Here is a 17,305-nt window from a genome sequence, read left to right on the forward strand (position 1 = left end):
ACTGAGTGGTGTAGACCACGCCACCCGATGGAGGACGTTATGACCACCGCCACCGCATCGGCGGTTCCCGCGAAAAAGTGGGGATCCGGCCTGTTCCAGGGCTTGCAGAAGGTCGGTCGCAGCCTGCAGCTCCCGATCGCCGTACTGCCGGCGGCGGGCATCCTGCTCCGGCTCGGACAGCCCGACGTGTTCGGCGCGGACGGCCTCGGCTGGGACAAGGTCGCCTCCGTGTTCGCCACCGCGGGCGACGCCGTCTTCAGCAACCTGCCGCTGCTGTTCTGCGTGGGCATCGCCATCGGCTTCGCCAAGAAGTCGGACGGCTCCACGGCGTTGGCGGCGCTGGTCGGCTTCCTGGTCTACAAGAACGTACTGACCGCGTTCCCGATCACCGACGCGAAGGTCACCAAGGGCGTCGACGTCGCCGCGACCTACAACGACCCCAAGGTGCTCGGCGGCATCATCATGGGTCTGATAGCCGCGGTCACGTGGCAGCGGTTCCACCGCACCAAGCTCCCCGACTGGCTCGGCTTCTTCAACGGCCGTCGTCTGGTGCCGATCCTGATGGCCTTCATCGGCACCGCCGTCGGCGTCTTCTTCGGCCTGGTCTGGGAGCCCATCGGCAACGTCATCACCGACTTCGGCCAGTGGATGACCGGCCTGGGCGCCGTCGGCGCGGCCATCTTCGGCGCGATCAACCGCGCGCTGCTTCCGGTGGGCATGCACCAGTTCGTCAACACCGTGGCCTGGCAGGAGATCGGCACCTACAAAGACTCCTCCGGTGCCGTCTGGCACGGCGACCTGCCGCGCTTCTTCCACGGCGACCCGACCGCCGGCCAGTTCATGACGGGCTTCTTCCCGATCATGATGTTCGCCCTCCCGGCCGCCGCACTGGCGATCACGCACTGCGCCCGCCCCGAGCGCCGCAAGGTCGTCGGCGGCATGATGCTGTCGCTCGCGCTGACCTCGTTCGTCACCGGCATCACCGAGCCGATCGAGTTCTCGTTCATGTTCATCGCGCCGGTCCTGTACGCCATCCACGCGCTGCTGACCGCCCTCTCGATGGCGGTCACCTGGTCCCTGGGCGTGCACCACGGCTTCAGCTTCTCGGCCGGTGCGATCGACTACTTCCTCAACTGGAACCTGGCCACCAAGCCCTGGCTGATCATCCCGATCGGACTCGTCTTCGCGGCGATCTACTACACGGTCTTCCGCTTCGCGATCATCAGGTGGAACCTCCCCACCCCGGGCCGCGAGCCCGAGGAGGAGTTCGAGGACCTCACCAAGGCGTGAGCCCGTACCAACACCCGATGCCCGGCCCGGAGTTCACCACGGACCGGGCATCGTCGTGTGCCGGCCCCCTCACACCGTGAGGACGATCTTCCCGCGCGCCGTCGGACTGCGCGCTGACCCGGCGCTGAGCGGAACGGAGCGGAACGGAATGCCGAAGGCCCCGGCAGCCGGGGGAAGAGCGGGCTGCGGGGCCTTCACGGACGCAGGGTCAGATGTCGTACGACGCCCTGGGCGCCGCCAGTTCCACCGGGCCGGCGAAGACCTCACGTGCGTCGGCCAGGTTGGCCTGGGGGTCGGTCCACGGGGGGATGTGGGTCAGGACCAACCGCCTGGCTCCCGCCCTGGTCGCCGTCTCGCCCGCCTCGCGGCCGTTGAGGTGGAGGTCGGGGATGTTCTCCTTGCCGTGGGTGAACGCGGCCTCGCACAGGAACAGGTCGGTGTCCCGGGCGAGTTCGTCCAGGGATTCGCTGACGCCCGTGTCACCGGAGTAGGTGAGGGACCGGCCGCCGTGCTCGACGCGGATGGCGTAGGCCTCGACGGGGTGGCGGACCCGCTCGGTGTGCACGGTGAAGGGGCCGACGTCGAACGTGGACGGCTTCACCGTGTGGAAGTCGAAGACCTCGCTCATCGAGGAGGCGGTGGGGGTGTCGGCGTAGGCCGTGGTCAGGCGGTGCTCGGTGCCCTCGGGGCCGTAGACCGGGATGGGGTCGCAACGGCCGCCGTCGTGGCGGTAGTAGCGCGCGACGAAGTACGCGCACATGTCGATGCAGTGGTCGGCGTGCAGATGGCTGAGGAAGATCGCGTCGAGGTCGTAGAGACCGCAGTGGCGCTGCAGCTCGCCAAGGGCGCCGTTGCCCATGTCGAGGAGCAGCCGGAAGCCGTCGGCCTCTACGAGGTAGCTCGAACAGGCCGATTCCGCGGACGGGAACGACCCCGAGCAGCCGACGACGGTGAGCTTCATAAAGCAGAAACCTCCGCTGGCGGATAACTTCTGGAGTTGGGGGACGGGGGTCGTGCGGTCCGTCGAGCGTAAGGCGCAAAAGGGCCGGTCGCTCCTCCGCCAAGGGCTGTTGTGGGGGAACTCACCTGTGGTGTCACCGGTTCGGCTGGAACCGGGGCGTGTGGGGTGTGCGATGGGGCGCGCGGCTGGGATTGCGCGCCGGTAACGTCGTCCCCATGGACAGGTTCTGGTGGCTCGCGCTCGCGGCGGTGGTGTTGCTGGCGCTGGTCGCCACGCTTGTCGACGGGTGGGGGCGGGGGTCGTCCCGACGGGTTCGGGGAGATCGGCCTCGGCCCGCCGAGATCTGGTGGGCGAACGTGCCCTACGAGGATCAACCCGGGGCTGCGAAGGATCGGCCCTGTCTGGTGCTTGCGGTGCGGGGGCGGAAGGTCACCGTCGCGAAGATCACCAGCAAGTATCACGATGGGCGGGGTGGGGTGATTCCGTTGCCGCCGGGTGCTGTCGGCGATGCGCGGGGGCGGGCGAGTTTTTTGGAGACCGACGAGTTGCGGAATGTGCCGGTGTCCGGCTTTCGGCGGCGGGTGGGGGTGGTGGACCCGGTTTTGTGGGACCAGGTCCGTCACCTTGCGCGTTAAGGGGTAGTTTTCGGGTGCGGGTGCGCTGTGGCTGGTCGCGCAGTTCCCCGCGCCCCTGGGTCGGCTGCCCCTGAAGGCGTTTTCATCATGCCCAGAGTTGACCCTGAAGTGTCTTGATCGCCTCTTCTGTCGTCGCCGCTGTGTACACGCCCGTCGACAGGTACTTCCAGCCGCCGTCCGCCACGACGAACGCGATGTCTGCCGTCTCCCCCGCCGCTACGGCCTTCTTGCCTACGCCGATCGCCGCGTGCAGGGCCGCTCCCGTGGAGACTCCGGCGAAGATGCCCTCCTGCTGGAGGAGTTCGCGGGTGCGGGTGACCGCGTCGGCGGAGCCGACCGAGAAGCGGGTGGTGAGGACGGAGGCGTCGTAGAGCTCGGGGACGAAGCCCTCGTCGAGGTTGCGGAGGCCGTAGACGAGGTCGTCGTAGCGCGGCTCGGCGGCGACGATCTTGACGTCCGGCTTGTGCTCGCGGAGGTAGCGGCCGACTCCCATGAGGGTGCCCGTCGTGCCCAGGCCCGCCACGAAGTGGGTGATGGAGGGGAGGTCGGTGAGGATCTCCGGGCCCGTCGTGGCGTAGTGGGCGCCCGCGTTGTCCGGGTTGCCGTACTGGTAGAGCATGACCCAGTCGGGGTGTTCGGCGGAGAGCTCCTTGGCCACGCGCACGGCGGTGTTGGAGCCGCCGGCCGCGGGGCTGGGGATGATCTCGGCGCCCCACATGCCGAGGAGGTCACGGCGTTCCTGCGAGGTGTTCTCGGGCATCACGCAGACCATGCGGTAGCCCTTGAGCTTCGCGGCCATGGCGAGGGAGATGCCGGTGTTGCCGGAGGTCGGCTCCAGGATGGTGCAGCCGGGGGTGAGGCGGCCGTCCTTCTCCGCCTGTTCGATCATGTGCAGGGCCGGGCGGTCCTTGACGGAGCCGGTCGGGTTGCGGTCCTCCAGCTTGGCCCAGATGCGGACGTCGGCGGACGGCGAGAGCCGCGGCAGGCGCACCAGAGGGGTGTTGCCCACCGCGGCCAGCGGGGAGTCGTAACGCATCGACGATCAGGCCATACCGCCGGCCACGGCCGGCAGGATCGTGACGCTGTCGCCGTCGGTCAGCTTGGTGTTGATGCCGTCGAGGAAGCGGACGTCCTCGTCGTTCAGGTAGACGTTGACGAAGCGGCGCAGTTCGCCGCCGTCGACGATCCGGGCCTGGATGCCCGCGTGCCGGGTTTCGAGGTCGGCGAAGAGCGCGGCGAGGTTCTCACCGGCACCCTCGACGGCCTTCTCGCCGCCGGTGTAGGTGCGGAGGATGGTGGGGATGCGGACCTCGATGGCCATGGCAAGGGGCTCCTGTCGAAAGCGGAAGGGGTCTGGTCTCGGTGGGCGCGCGGCACGAACATGAGCGCCCACGGCACACGGCCGTACGGCGACTGCGCGAGGCCTCAACAGATGGCGCTGTTCAGCCTGCACAGGTCGACGTGCAGCCGCGCCACGAGCAGCGTGCCCGGCGCCTTGTCGCTCACGTCGAGAAGAACCATGGGCTCATCGTATCGATTCCCGGTCCGGTCCTTGGTATGTGATCTCACAATTCGGACGAAATTCATTCGGGGGCTGAGACGGCGCAGCTCAGGCGGACTGCCGTACGACCAGCCGGGTGGGCACGATCGCCGACGGCAGGTCCTCCCCGGAGTGCTGTTCGGTGCGGTCGAACAGGAGCCGGGCCAGCAGGCGGCCCATCTCGGCGACGTCCTGGTGGACGGTGGTCAGCGGTGGGTCGGTCGTCTCGGAGATGGAGACGAGGTCGTCGAAGCCGACCACGGCCACGTCCCGCGGGACCCGGCGTCCGCGTTCGCGCAGGGTCTGGAGGGCGCCGGAGGCCATGAGGTCGGAGGCGACGAAGACGGCGTCCAGGTCGGGGTGGCGGTCGAGGAGCGCGGCCATGGCGTCGGCGCCGCCCTGCCGGGTGTAGTCGGCGCGTTCGACCAGGTGGGGCGCGGTGTCGGGGAGGACGTCCCGGTATCCGGCGAGCCGGTCGGCGGCGGAGTTCTCCTGGTCGTAGGGGCCGGTGACGGTGGCGATGCGCTCGCGGCCCAGGGCGAGGAGGTGGCGGACGGCCTGGCGGGCGCCGCCGCGGTTGTCGCCGTCGACGTAGGTCTGGCCGCGCACGGGGTCGCCGTCGCACAAGAGGGGACGGCCGCCGAAGACGGCGGGCAGCGCGAGCCGGTCGACCATCTCGGGCATCCGGTCACCGGGGCGCAGCGAGAACAGGATCGCGCCGTCGACATGGCCGCCGCCGAGATAGTCGGCCACGCGCGCGTAGTCGTCGGGTTCGTCCACGAACAGCAGGACGGCCTGGGCGCCGTGCCGCGCGAGTTCGCTACGAATACCGCGCAGCAGACAGTCGAAGAACGGGTCGAGGAACAGCCGGTCCTCGGGCTGGGCCGCCACCACCGCGACGGCGCCGGTGCGGCGGGTGACCAGTTGGCGGGCCGCCCGGTTGGGCACGTAGCCCAGCGCGGAGATCGCCTCCCGGACCCGGACCTCGACCTCCGGACTCACCTTGGGCTCGCCGTTGACCACCCGCGACACCGTGGACTTGGAGACCCCCGACCAGCGGGCGACATCCTCGAGCGTGGGGCGCCGTGCGTTCGACCGCTGCGTCAACACCATCTCCGTCACGGCGAGTTGGGCTGTTGCGTACGCCGTCAGTATGCCTCTACGACCTTGACGTCCTCCTCCGTGATCTCGCCCTCCACGATCCGGTAGGAGCGGAACTGGAAGGGGCCGGCGTCGTCGGTGTCGGCGGTGGAGACGAGGACGTAGTGGGCGCCGGGTTCGTTGGCGTAGGAGAGGTCGGTGCGGGAGGGGTAGGCCTCGGTCGCGGTGTGGGAGTGGTAGATGATCACCGGCTCCTCGTCGCGGTCGTCCATCTCGCGGTAGAGCTTCAGCAGGTCCTGCGAGTCGAACTCGTAGAACGTGGGCGAGCGGGCCGCGTTCAGCATCGGGATGAAGCGCTCGGGGCGGTCCGTGCCCGCCGGGCCCGCGACGACTCCGCACGCCTCGTCGGGGTGGTCCTCGCGCGCGTGGGCCACGATCTGGTCGAAGAGGGACTGAGTGATGGTCAGGGTCGACATGGTCGTCAGGATAAGCAGAAAATCAAGAGGGGCCGCGCGCAGCGCGTCAGGCAGGGCGGTGGTGGGCGACGGGCGGGACGGTCCGTACCGAGTAGTGGTACGGACCGGCCCGTATGCCGGGATCGTCCGGTCAGCCGACCTTCTCGAACTCCGGCTCGCGACGTGCGGTGACCTGCGGGTTGCGGACCCTGAGGGCGATCCAGCCGCCGATCAGGGCGAGGGTCCAGCCCGCCATGACGTAGAGGCAGACGCGGGAGTCGGGGTCGTAGGCGATGAGGCCCGTGACGAAGAGCAGGAACGCGATGGCCACGTAGGAGAACTTCGCGCCGCCCGGGGCCGGGAAGGACGAGGCCGGGAGGCGGCCCGCGTCGACCGCGCGGCGGTAGAGGACGTGGCTGATCAGGATCATCAGCCAGGTCCAGATGCCGGCGGCGGTGGCCACCGAGGTGACGTAGCCGAACGCCTTCTCCGGGACGAGGTAGTTGAGGACCACGCCGATGCCCATGAAGGCGACGGAGATCGTGATGCCGGTCGCCGGGGTCTTGGAGGCGGAGAGCCTGCTGAAGACCTTCGGGGCCTCGCCGTTGTCCGCGAGGGTGCGGAGCATGCGGCCCGTCGAGTACATGCCCGAGTTGCAGGAGGAGAGGGCGGCCGTCAGGACGACGAAGTTGACGATGCCCGCGCCCGCCGGGATGCCGATCTTCGCGAACGCCTCGACGAACGGGCTGACGCCCGGGGCGAATTCGGTCCACTTCACGACGCAGAGGATGACGGTGAGGGCGCCGACGTAGAAGAGGGCGATGCGCCACGGGAGGGTGTTGATCGCCTTGGGGAGGGTCTTCTCCGGGTTCTCGGACTCGCCCGCGGTGACGCCGACGAGTTCGACGGCGAGGTAGGCGAACATCACGCCCTGGAGGGTCATCAGGGAGGAGCCGATGCCCTTGGGGAAGAAGCCGTCGAACTGCCAGAGGTTGGCCACGGAGGCGGTGTCGCCGGCGCTGCTGAAGCCGAAGGTGAGCACGCCGAGGCCGATCACGATCATGCCGATCAGGGCGGTGACCTTGACCATCGAGAACCAGAACTCGATCTCGCCGAAGAGCTTCACCGAGATCAGGTTGGCGACGAAGAGAACGACCAGGAAGGCGAGTGCGGTCACCCACTGGGAGACGGCGGGGAACCAGTAGTTGACGTAGATGGCGGCGGCCGTGAGTTCGGCCATGCTGGTGACCACCCACATCAGCCAGTACGTCCAGGCGGTGAAGTAGCCGAAGAACGGGCCGAGGAACTCGCGGGAGTACTCCGCGAAGGAGCCCGACACCGGGCGGTACAGGAGCAGTTCGCCCAGTGCCCGCATGATGAAGAAGATGATCACGCCGGCCAGGGCGTACATGAAGATGAGGCTGGGTCCCGCCTTGGCGATGTTCGCCCCGGCTCCCAGGAACAGGCCGACGCCGACTGCGCCGCCGATCGCGATCATCTGGACCTGACGGCTGCCGAGCCCGCGCTCGTACCCCTCCTCGGGGGTCTTGTCCGTCTCGACCTGAGCGGAGGTCATGTGTGGTGCGCCTTTCTCCGAATCCCCCCATGGACTGGAGCTGCCCGGCCGAGGTCCGTCGGCCGCATGGCGAACCCGGCGGGACATGGGTGGCGTCCGCCGGGCGGTCGTGAAGATTTATCACGGCCGCAATCGTGATCGAGGGGGACACTTGTGGCACACACCACAGGAAGAAGCGGACAAAAAGCAGCGACGGCCAGCATTCCCGGCCGCCGTGGTGACGTGATCGTTATTTGGATTTGAGGGTCCGCTGAGCGAACGGAATGCGGACGGGCCGCGAACGGATCGGCCGATGGCTGTGGGTTGGCCCGTGGCTGTGGATCGGCCGATGGCTGTGGACCGGCTGGTGACCGTGGTCCCGGCGGAACCGGGCCGGGCGACAGACGCGGGCGGCACCGTCCGAGCGACCGCCGCCGGTGGCCCGGCCCGCGCGGTCTGTGCGACCCCGGCCGGTACGACCAGTGGGGACAGCCCGGTCTCGCCGTCGCGGGTCAGCGCATCAGCGTCGTGACCAGGGTTTCCTGGAGGCCGCCCAGCCAGAGGTAGGCCATCACCATCGGCTTGCGCGGGTCCTCGTCCGGGAGGCGGTAGAGGTCGTCGGTGTCGTCCTCGTCGGTGATGTCGAGGCGTGAACCGATCGCCAGGCGCAGGTCGTTGAGGGAGCCGAGCCACTGGCGGGACTCCTCGGCGGTCAGCTTGAGGACCGCGCCGCCGTCGCCGCCGGGGGTGAGCGAGTCGAGGGTGCGGATCACCGCGAGGGCGTTCTCGCGCTTGCCGGCCCTGAGGTCGTTCTCGGTGAAGCGGCGGAACTCTGCGGAGTGCGCCATCCGTTCCTCCGCGTCCTGCGGGGAGTCGGGGGCCTGCTCCGGGTCCGTGTAGGCGTCCGGGAACAGGCGCCGCAGCACGGGGTCCGTGGGCGGTTCGCTCGGGCCCTCGGCGAAGAGTTCGGCGAGGGGGTCGTCGGGGGCGTCCTCGCCCGGGCCCGGGCCGACCAGCTCAAGGAGCTGGACGGCCAGTGACCGGATGATGGAGATCTCGACGTCGTCGAGGGCGACGGCGGCACCGCCGCCGCGCAGCGGTTCGAAGTGTCCTGGCATCGGGCTGAGTCGCTACTTCCGGTCCTGCTGGAGGGTGGCCCACAGACCGTAGCCGTGCATGGCCTGCACGTCGCGTTCCATCTCCTCGCGGCTGCCGCTGGAGACGACCGCGCGGCCCTTGTGGTGGACGTCCATCATGAGTTTGGTGGCCTTGTCCTTGGAGTAGCCGAAGTACGTCTGGAAGACGTACGTCACATAGCTCATGAGGTTGACCGGGTCGTTGTGCACGATCGTGACCCAGGGGACGTCCGGCTCGGGTACGGCGAAGACCTCCTCCGCCGACTCGGTGCGTTCGATCTCCAGGGGTGCGGGTGACGTCACAGCGCCCATGCTGCCACCACAAGGGGGTGCCCGCACAAATGGACCCCACAAATCGTCAGAGTGACGAGATGGGAGTACCATCAGTCGTCATGAACACAGCGGACCTTGGGCTGCCGGTGGACGTTCCCTCGACGGCGCTCTTCACCGACCACTACGAGCTGACGATGCTGCAGGCCGCCCTCAAAGCGGGTACGGCCGACCGGCGTTCGGTCTTCGAGTGCTTCACCCGGAGGCTGCCCGAGGGCCGTCGCTACGGCGTCGTCGCGGGCACCGGACGCGTCCTGGACGCGGTGGAGAACTTCCGCTTCGACGCGGACGTCCTCGGCTTCCTGCGGGAGCGTCAGGTCGTCAACGAGGAGACCCTGGAGTGGCTCGCCTCCTACCGCTTCAGCGGTGACGTCTGGGGCTACCCGGAGGGCGAGGTCTACTTCCCGGGCTCGCCGATCATCCGCGTCGAGGGGTCGTTCGCCGAGTGCGTGCTGCTGGAGACCGTGATCCTCTCCATCCTCAACCACGACTCCGCGATCGCCGCCGCCGCCTCCCGCATGGCCTCCGCCGCCGGGGACCGCCCGCTGATCGAGATGGGCGCCCGCCGCACCCACGAACTCGCCGCCGTCGCCGCCTCGCGCGCCGCCTACGTCGGCGGCTTCGCCACCACGTCCGACCTCGCGGCCGGCTTCCGCTACGGCATCCCCACCGTCGGCACCTCCGCGCACGCCTTCACCCTGCTCCACGACAACGAACGCGCCGCGTTCCAGGCCCAGGTGGACTCGCTCGGCCGCAACACCACCCTGCTCGTCGACACGTACGACGTCACCGAGGCCGTCCGTACGGCGGTTGAGGTCGCCGGGCCCGAACTGGGCGCCGTCCGCATCGACTCCGGCGACCTGCTGCTCGTCGCGCACCGGGTGCGGCAGCAGCTGGACGAGCTGGGCGCCGTCAACACGAAGATCATCGTGACCTCCGACCTCGACGAGTACGCCATCGCCTCGCTGGCGGCGGCGCCGGTGGACGCGTACGGCGTCGGCACCCAGCTGGTGACCGGCTCCGGGCACCCGACCTGCTCCATGGTCTACAAGCTGGTCGCCCGCGCCGAGTCCGCCGACCCGAAGGCGCCGCTGGTGCCTGTCGCGAAGAAGTCCAGCGGGGGCAAGACGTCGATCGGCGGTCGCAAGTGGGCCGCGCGGCGGCTGGACGGCGACGGGATCGCGGAGGCCGAGGTGATCGGCATCGGACCGGTCCCCGCCGAACTGGCCGACCGGCAGCTCCTCGTCGAGCTGGTCAAGGGCGGCGAGGTCGTCGCCCGCGAACCGCTGGACGTCGTACGGGACCGGCATGCGGCGGCGCGGGCCAACCTGCCGTTGTCGGCGACCCAGTTGTCGCGCGGGGAAGCCGTCATTCCGACGGAGTACGTCCAACTGCGCTCGGGTAGTTAAGACCCGCCGCTCAAGACCCGCCGCTTGCGTCCCGCCAGTTAAGACCCGTACGAAAATCAGGAGTGCGCCCTCCCGCGGTGGCGCCGAAGTCTCTAGGCTCGAATCTCACTCTCCGCGAAGGACACCACCATGCGCCGCGCCTTGATCGTCGTTGACGTGCAGAACGACTTCTGCGAAGGAGGCAGTCTCGCGGTGGCCGGTGGTGCCGACGTGGCCGCCGCCGTGACCGAGCTGATCGGGCAGGCGCCCGCCGGCTACCGGCATGTCGTCGCCACCCGCGACCACCACATCGCGCCCGGCGGCCACTTCGCCGACAACCCCGACTACGCCCACTCCTGGCCCGCGCACTGCGTCGCGGGCACGGAGGGGGTCGGGTTCCACCCGAACTTCGCGCCCGCGGTCGCCTCCGGGGCGATCGACGCCGTCTTCGACAAGGGGGCGTACGCGGCTGCGTACAGCGGGTTCGAGGGGCGGGACGAGAACGGGGTGTCGCTCGGGGACTGGTTGCGGGCGCGGGAGATCGACGAGGTGGATGTTGTCGGGATCGCTACGGACCACTGCGTGAAGGCGACCGCGCTGGACTCCGTGCGGGAAGGGTTCCGCACGCAGGTGTTGCTTGATCTCACGGCTGGGGTGGCGAAGGAGACGACCGACCGCGCGCTGGAGGAACTGCGGGCGGCCGGTGTTGAGTTGACGGGGAAACCGGTCGTCTAGCCGTTCTTTGACTGCGCGCCGGTGGGGGCTGGTCGCGCAGTTCCCCGCGCCCCTTCAGGGGCGCTCCCGCTCGCCGGGTGTTGGCGGCTCAGGCTCTCGCCCTCGATGTCGACGTTCGGGAGGAGGCGGTCCAGCCAGCCCGGCAGCCAGGAGATTCGCTCGCCGAGGATGGCCAGGACGGCCGGCACGAAGGCCATGCGGACGATGAACGCGTCGAAGAGGACCGCTATCGCGAGGCCGAAGCCGATCATCTTGATCATGGAGTCGCCGGCCGTGATGAAGCCCGCGAAGACCGAGATCATGATGAGCGCTGCGGCGGTCACGACCCGGGCGCTGTAGCGGAACCCGGTCGCGATCGAGGCGTGGGCCGCGCTGCCGTGGACGTAGGCCTCGCGGATGCGGGAGACGAGGAAGACCTCGTAGTCCATGGCCAGGCCGAACACGATGCCCACCAGGAAGATCGGCATCAGGCTCATGATCGGGCCGGTGCTCTCCACGCCCAACAGGCTTGCGCCCCAGCCCCATTGGAAGACCGCGACCACACAGCCGAGCGCGGCGAGCACCGAGAGCAGGAAGCCGACGGCCGCCTTGATCGGGATGACTATCGAGCGGAACACCAGGAGCAGGAGGAGCACCGCCAGGCCTACGACCACTATCAGGTACGGGATCAGGGCGCCGCTGACCTTCTGGGCGACGTCGATGTTGAGGGCGGTGGTGCCGGTGATCTCGAAGGCCGCGCCGGGGGCCGCCGCCACGATCGTGGGGCGGTCGTCGCGGATGGTGTGGACGAGGTCGACGGTCTTCTGGCTGGTCGGCGCCTCGGCCGGTACGGCGGTGAACAGGGCTGTGTTTCCAGCCGAGTTGAAGCGCACCGGCGACACCGAGACCACGCCCGGTACCGCCGCGATCCGCTTCTCTACGGTGGCCGCGGCGGCCTTGGGACGGGCGGAGTCCGTGAGGTCCACCACGACCGTCAGCGGGCCGTTGAAGCCGGGGCCGAACGCCTTGGCCAGGTCGTCGTAGGCACGGCGTTCCGTGGTCGCGGTGGACTTGGCCTCGTCGCCGGACTGGCCGAGCTGCAGGCCGATCACGGGGAGCGCGAGGACCACCAGGCCGACGACCGTGCCGACCAGGACCGGCCAGGGGTGGCGCAGCACGAAGCCCGCCCAGCGGCTGCCCATGTTGCCGGCCACGCCCTGGATGCGGCGGCCGGTGGTCTTGTAGCGGCGGGAGAGGACGGCCCGGGGCCAGAAGCCGAGCAGGGCGGGTACGAGGGTCAGCGCGATGAGGACGGCGATGACGACCGCGCCGGCCGCGCACAGGCCCATCTTCGTGAGGAGCGGGATGCCCACGACGGCGAGGCCGGCCAGTGCGATGACGACCGTGAGGCCCGCGAAGACCACCGCCGAGCCCGCGGTGCCGACGGCGAGGCCCGCCGCCTCCTCGGTGGTGTGGCCGTTGGCGCGTTCCTCGCGGTAGCGGAAGACGACGAACACCGCGTAGTCGATCCCGCAGGCCAGGCCAAGCATCGTGGCGAGGGTGCCGGTGGTGTCGGAGAGGCCGAGGGTGGCGGCCAGGGTGGTGATCGCGGTCATCGAGATGCCGACGCCGAGGATCGCGGTGAGCAGCGGGAGGCCGGCGGCTGCGAGGGATCCGAAGGTGATCAGCAGGACTACGGCGGCGATGGCGACGCCGAGGACCTCGCCGACGCCGCCCGCCGAGGGCTGCGCGGCCAGGGCGGTGCCGCCGATCTCGACGGTCAGGCCGGAGTCGCGGGCCTGCGCGGCGGCGTTCTCCAGGTTCTTCTTGGCGGTGTCGGAGAGGTCGTTGGCCTGCACCGTGTAGGTGATCGTCGAGTACGCGGTCGTCGCGTCCTTGCTGACCGCGTCCGCCTGGAACGGGTTGACCGCGCTGGCGACCTGCGGGCCGCCGGAGACCTCGTCGACGAGCCGGACCACGGCCGCCCGGTCCTTGCCGGTGGTGATCTTCTGTCCGTCGGGTGCGACGAAGACCACACGGGCCACGGCGCCGTCCGCCTGTGCTCCGGGGAAGCGCTGCTGGATCAGGTCGAAGGCCCGCTGGGACTCGACGCCGGGGGTGGAGAAGGTGGTGGCGGGGGCTTCGGCCGCCTTGGCGGAGGCGAAACCGAGGGCCGCGAGGATCACCACCCAGAGGATGGTCACGTACCAGCGCCGGCGGAAGGCCAGGCGCCCCAGGCGGTAGAGGACGGTAGCCACGAGGGCCTCCGGCGGTCTTGGGGTGCCCCGAGCCATCTCAGGATGGAGTCGATCGGCCTGGTCCGCCTGTCGGGGGGGGTAGTGCGTTGTCTGCGGCCCGGTGGGGGCTGGTCGCGCAGTTCCCCGCGCCCCTCAAGGGGCGCGTGCCGCGAGGGCGCTGCGCCTGGGCCGCATCGCCCTCGCGGCAGCACGCCCCGAAGGGGCTGCCTTTAGGGGGCGCGGGGAACTGCGCGCCCAGCCCCCACCGGGCCCGCAGGCAGAACGCAACCCCTCACGCCGCCGCCGGAGGCCTCCGCAGCAGTGCCCGGATCGGATGCCACAGCTCGTGCGGCAGTTCCGCCCCGGGGACCACGACAGCGTTGTCAGGGGCCGTACGCCATATCAGGCCGTCGGGGTGGTGCAGGACCGCGGTGATCTCGTCCGGGGTCGGTGGTTCCGCGTTGCCGCGCAGGTAGACGGCCCGCATTCCGAGGTTGCGGAGCCTGGTCAGGGCCCGGGCGCGGTTGCGGGCGTGGACGAGCACGCGGACGCAGCCGTCGCCCTGGGCGGTGGGTCTTGGCAGGTTCAACGCCACCACCACGCTGCCTGTGGGCAGCCTGCAGAAACCTCCTGCGGACAATGCGGTCACACCCCCGTGCGGGTCGGTATCGATGCCGGTGTCAATAAGGGAAGCACAGGACGCACCTAAACACGTATCGGCGGCGACCCGCCAGGGGGTCGCCGCCGATACGTTTCTGACCTGCGGTTTTACCGACTACTTCGCCGAGGGGCCGACCTGGAGCGTGACCGTCGAGCCGTTCAGCGACTCCTTGACGATCTTGATCCGGGTGTTGGTGTCAGTGATCTTGACACCGGCTGTCGGGTTCGACGTGTCGTAGTAGGTCGACTTGCCGTCGTCGAAGACCGGGACGCCGGGCTGCGACTTGATCTTGGTGGCGACGTCGGCCTTGTGCAGGGTCATCGAGTCCGTCCGGTACAGGCTGAACGGGGAGTCGTAGGCCTGGATGCGGTTGCGCATCAGCGTGCCGTCGGTCCACTTCAGCTGCGTCGGGTGGGAGTCGATCGGCAGGATCAGACCCTCACCGGCGTGCTGGCTGGTGTTGTCGTCCGCCTGCGAGGTGTCCCACTTCCAGATCAACAGGCCGTTCTGGTAGGCGTAGTGCTCCACCCAGTCCGGACGGGTCGTCGAGAAGCCGAAGTTGTACGGGCCGACCTTCAACACCTTGTCGTACGACACGTATTGACGGTTCTCGGCGATGTAGTACTGCGCGTAGTCGTCCGTGAAGGACGAGCCGATGCGCGAGAAGCCCTTCGCCGTCCAGGCCGCGTCCGCGGACTCTGCGTTGTCGGAGAAGAGGGTGGCGCCGTCGGCGGTCACCGTGATCTCGTCGGCCGCGAAGCCCTTCTGGGCCACGCCGCTGTCCGTCTGGTAGCGGAAGCGGACGTCGATCTTCTGGCCCGCGTAGGCGTCCAGCGGGTACGTCAGCTTCTGGTACGCGGCTGCCGTGCCGGTGAGGGCGGGGTTGCCGCTGCCGTCACGCGGGATGGCGGAGCCGTCGGCCAGCGTGCCGTCGATCGGGGTCCAGGTCGCGCCGCCGTCCTTGGACACCTCGGTGTAGAGGTAGTCGTAGTCCTGCTCGGTGTCGTACCAGCCGTCCAGCGTGAGCGCGGCGGACGACTTGCCGGTCAAGTCCACTGTGCGGGAAAGGGTGTTGCTCAGGCTGTTGCCGCTGCCGCTCCACCACTGCGTGGCGCCCTGCGCCGGGGTGACCACCTCGGTGGTGACCGCCTTCTCGGGCAACTGCACCACCAGCGCCTGCGCGTTCTTGGTGTTGTACTCCGCGACGCCCAGCGTGTGCTTCGACTTGACGCCGGCCTTGGCCACGTCGTAGTCCAGCCAGCCCAGTTGGAGCTTGTCCCAGGCGTTCATGTCGCCGGGGAGGTCGCCGATGGCCTCCTTGCCCGTGCCGAGCCAGGAGCCGGACGACATCAGCGTCCAGAAGCCGGTGGAGTTCTCGCCGCCCGCGGTGTCGTACTCGTCGGGCAGGCCGAGGTCGTGGCCGTACTCGTGGGCGTAGACGCCGAGTCCGCCGTTCTCCGGCTGGATGGTGTAGTCGCCGACCCAGACGCCGGTGTCGCCGACCTGGGTGCCGCCGAGCCTGTTGGTGTCCGGCCCCGTGGAGCCGGCGTCGGTGCCGAAGGCGTACCAGCGGTGGGCCCAGATCGCGTCCTCGCCCTGCGCGCCGCCGCCGGCGGACTCGTCCTCACCGGCGTGCACGATCTGGAAGTGGTCGATGTAGCCGTCGGGCTCGTTGAAGTTGCCGTCGCCGTCGTAGTCGTAGCGGTCCCACTGGTCGAACTGGGCCAGCTCCGTCTTGATCTCGGCGGCCGTGTCACCGGCGGCCTCGCGCTGGGCGACCCAGGCGTTGACGCCGTCCTGCACCGCGTACCAGGCGCCGGTGGAGGCCTTGTTGGAGCCGTAACGGGCCTCGTTGTAGGGGACCTTGACCCAGTCGGTGACCTCGCCGTCGACCGAGTAGCGGCCCGAGGACTGCTTCTCGTAGTACTTCTTGAGCGACTCGGTGTTCTTGCCGGTGCCGAAGTACAGGTCCTGGAAGTGCGCCTGGTTGTAATCCGCCTGCCAGGCCGTGGAGTTGTCCTTCGCCCGGTCGGGCGCGGCTATCTGGTTGTGCAGCGGGCCGACGGTGCCGCCGTAGCGAGTGTCGACCTGGTCGCCGAACTCGACCAGGATCGTGAAGATCTTGTCGGTCTTCTCCCGGCTCAGTTCGACGTACTTGCTCTTGCCGCCCTTGCTCTTGAGCTGGACGACCTTCGAGCCGTTGCGGTCCTTGACGGACGCCTTGCCGGCGATGACCTCGTTGAGGGCCTCCTGGCGCTGGGCGTCCTGCGTCTTGCTCAGCGGGCCGTCGAGGTCGTGCTCCTTCTGCGCGACCGGCGCGGGGTCGTGCCGGTCCACGGCGACGGACTTGGCCGAGGTGTTGGCCTCCGCCACGGCGAACGTCGAGAACGTGGCCGTGGCCGCCGCGAGGGCGACACCTATCGCGGCCGCTCTGAACGTCCAGGGTCTGCTGGTCACTTGATGTCCTCCCCTGCATACCCGACCGCGCGGAAGGGGGGGTCCTGGAAGTCATGGAAGGTCCGCGCGCGGTGTACGCGTGATAGTCAAGTGACGTTATTTGACTAGAGGTTTACGAGAAAAGACAGACCTTGACTTGAGCAGGACAAGTGCACTATGCGAAGCCGGGGTCCGCTTTACGGACACGCACGGCCGACTCGTGTATCGCTCAACGGGCGCGTACATCCGTCCACCTGGTGGACGGTATGACTCCGTGCGCCCCCCATGCTCCGGAGCTGTGTGTTAGGTCATGCTTACTGCACGTTCCACTCGGGCATGCAGGCGAATAGAGTCGATTGGCGGATCGCCCGGAACCCGGCGGAAAGCCAGGCCGACATCCTTGTCGCACCCCCCTTTCACAGCTCCCCTCCATCGCCTAACGAGGACTCGATTGCCATGCCTCGTCCGACCGCCGCACAGCTCGCCTACGGTTCGTTCACCGTGATCTTCTCGACGCTCGCCATGCTGCTGCTGTCACAGACGAGTTCGGGTCTGGGGATCGCGGTCGTCGCCTTCGCGGCGCTCGCCCTCGGGCTGCTCGTCTCGCTGACGGTGCCGCAGCCCAAGTCCCGTGCCGCTGCCGCGGCCCGCGCAGCGGCCACAACAGCGCCCGCCCCGGCGGTCGTTCCGCAGCGCAGGCGGGTGCCGGTGCGGCGGGAGACCGTGTCCGCCGCCGCCGTCTCGTCGGCGGAGCCGGTACGGGAGCGGAGCACTCCCTAGACCAAGCACAAGCCCAAGCGCAGGCACAAGCTCAAGCTCAAGCTGCTCAACTACGCGAATCGGCGGGTCCGTTGACGACGGACCCG

17 protein-coding genes are annotated in these 17,305 nt (G+C 69.1%); 5 read left to right on the plus strand and 12 right to left on the minus strand.

The window, feature by feature from the left end:
* Window positions 1–39 precede the first annotated feature (39 nt).
* On the plus strand, window positions 40–1,290 hold the full coding sequence (locus tag OC490_RS29410) for a PTS transporter subunit EIIC (protein WP_262061041.1): 1,251 nt from the start codon (window positions 40–42) through the stop codon (window positions 1,288–1,290).
* Between the two features lie 208 nt (window positions 1,291–1,498).
* Here the strand turns inward: OC490_RS29410 and OC490_RS29415 are convergent, their stop codons facing one another.
* A complete protein-coding gene (locus OC490_RS29415) occupies window positions 1,499–2,251 on the minus strand; it encodes an MBL fold metallo-hydrolase (protein WP_200715496.1) in 753 nt (250 codons plus the stop codon).
* Between the two features lie 215 nt (window positions 2,252–2,466).
* On the opposite strand from OC490_RS29415, the gene OC490_RS29420 reads away from it, so the two are divergent.
* Window positions 2,467–2,886 (plus strand): type II toxin-antitoxin system PemK/MazF family toxin, encoded by a 420-nt coding sequence (locus OC490_RS29420; protein WP_262061042.1) that lies wholly within the window; start codon window positions 2,467–2,469, stop codon window positions 2,884–2,886.
* An 85-nt stretch (window positions 2,887–2,971) separates the two neighbouring features.
* Here the strand turns inward: OC490_RS29420 and OC490_RS29425 are convergent, their stop codons facing one another.
* From OC490_RS29425 to clpS, 8 genes are all read right to left on the minus strand, one after another.
* Complete coding sequence (locus tag OC490_RS29425; RefSeq protein ID WP_262061043.1) at window positions 2,972–3,922, minus strand: PLP-dependent cysteine synthase family protein; 951 nt, start codon at window positions 3,920–3,922, stop codon at window positions 2,972–2,974.
* Between the two features lie 6 nt (window positions 3,923–3,928).
* Window positions 3,929–4,207, minus strand: coding sequence for a MoaD/ThiS family protein (locus tag OC490_RS29430; protein ID WP_019065920.1), 279 nt, complete (start codon window positions 4,205–4,207; stop codon window positions 3,929–3,931).
* A 104-nt stretch (window positions 4,208–4,311) separates the two neighbouring features.
* On the minus strand, window positions 4,312–4,407 hold the full coding sequence (locus tag OC490_RS49415; protein ID WP_019065921.1) for a putative leader peptide: 96 nt from the start codon (window positions 4,405–4,407) through the stop codon (window positions 4,312–4,314).
* Window positions 4,408–4,495: 88 nt separating this feature from the next.
* Window positions 4,496–5,539, minus strand: coding sequence for a LacI family DNA-binding transcriptional regulator (locus tag OC490_RS29435; RefSeq protein ID WP_262061163.1), 1,044 nt, complete (start codon window positions 5,537–5,539; stop codon window positions 4,496–4,498).
* Between the two features lie 35 nt (window positions 5,540–5,574).
* A complete protein-coding gene (locus OC490_RS29440) occupies window positions 5,575–6,003 on the minus strand; it encodes a M67 family metallopeptidase (protein WP_262061044.1) in 429 nt (142 codons plus the stop codon).
* 130 nt (window positions 6,004–6,133) lie between these two features.
* Entirely contained in the window at window positions 6,134–7,558 is a 1,425-nt protein-coding gene (locus OC490_RS29445; RefSeq protein ID WP_262061045.1) for an amino acid permease, read from the minus strand.
* Window positions 7,559–8,049: 491 nt separating this feature from the next.
* Entirely contained in the window at window positions 8,050–8,655 is a 606-nt protein-coding gene (locus OC490_RS29450) for a DUF2017 domain-containing protein (protein ID WP_262061046.1), read from the minus strand.
* A gap of 12 nt (window positions 8,656–8,667) precedes the next feature.
* Window positions 8,668–8,985, minus strand: a complete 318-nt coding sequence (gene clpS, locus OC490_RS29455) for an ATP-dependent Clp protease adapter ClpS (protein WP_043679478.1) — start codon at window positions 8,983–8,985, stop codon at window positions 8,668–8,670.
* 80 nt (window positions 8,986–9,065) lie between these two features.
* Between clpS and OC490_RS29460 the strand changes: the two genes are divergently transcribed.
* On the plus strand, window positions 9,066–10,412 hold the full coding sequence (locus OC490_RS29460) for a nicotinate phosphoribosyltransferase (RefSeq protein WP_262061047.1): 1,347 nt from the start codon (window positions 9,066–9,068) through the stop codon (window positions 10,410–10,412).
* Between the two features lie 129 nt (window positions 10,413–10,541).
* Window positions 10,542–11,126, plus strand: coding sequence for an isochorismatase family protein (locus OC490_RS29465; protein ID WP_262061048.1), 585 nt, complete (start codon window positions 10,542–10,544; stop codon window positions 11,124–11,126).
* On the opposite strand, the gene OC490_RS29470 is transcribed toward OC490_RS29465, so the two are convergent.
* From OC490_RS29470 to OC490_RS29480, 3 genes are all read right to left on the minus strand, one after another.
* Entirely contained in the window at window positions 11,123–13,363 is a 2,241-nt protein-coding gene (locus OC490_RS29470) for an MMPL family transporter (protein ID WP_262061049.1), read from the minus strand. The genes OC490_RS29465 and OC490_RS29470 overlap by 4 nt on opposite strands.
* 271 nt (window positions 13,364–13,634) lie before the next feature.
* Entirely contained in the window at window positions 13,635–13,982 is a 348-nt protein-coding gene (locus tag OC490_RS29475) for a hypothetical protein (protein ID WP_262061050.1), read from the minus strand.
* Window positions 13,983–14,117: 135 nt separating this feature from the next.
* Entirely contained in the window at window positions 14,118–16,460 is a 2,343-nt protein-coding gene (locus tag OC490_RS29480; protein ID WP_262061051.1) for an immune inhibitor A, read from the minus strand.
* 435 nt (window positions 16,461–16,895) lie between these two features.
* On the opposite strand from OC490_RS29480, the gene OC490_RS29485 reads away from it, so the two are divergent.
* Window positions 16,896–17,219 carry a hypothetical protein gene (locus OC490_RS29485; protein WP_262061052.1) on the plus strand — a complete coding sequence of 108 codons (324 nt, stop codon included), beginning with the start codon at window positions 16,896–16,898 and terminating at the stop codon, window positions 17,217–17,219.
* The last annotated feature ends 86 nt before the right edge of the window (window positions 17,220–17,305 follow it).

It is taken from the genome of Streptomyces sp. STR69, assembly GCF_024519455.1.
Taxonomy (GTDB): Bacteria; Actinomycetota; Actinomycetes; order Streptomycetales; family Streptomycetaceae; genus Streptomyces.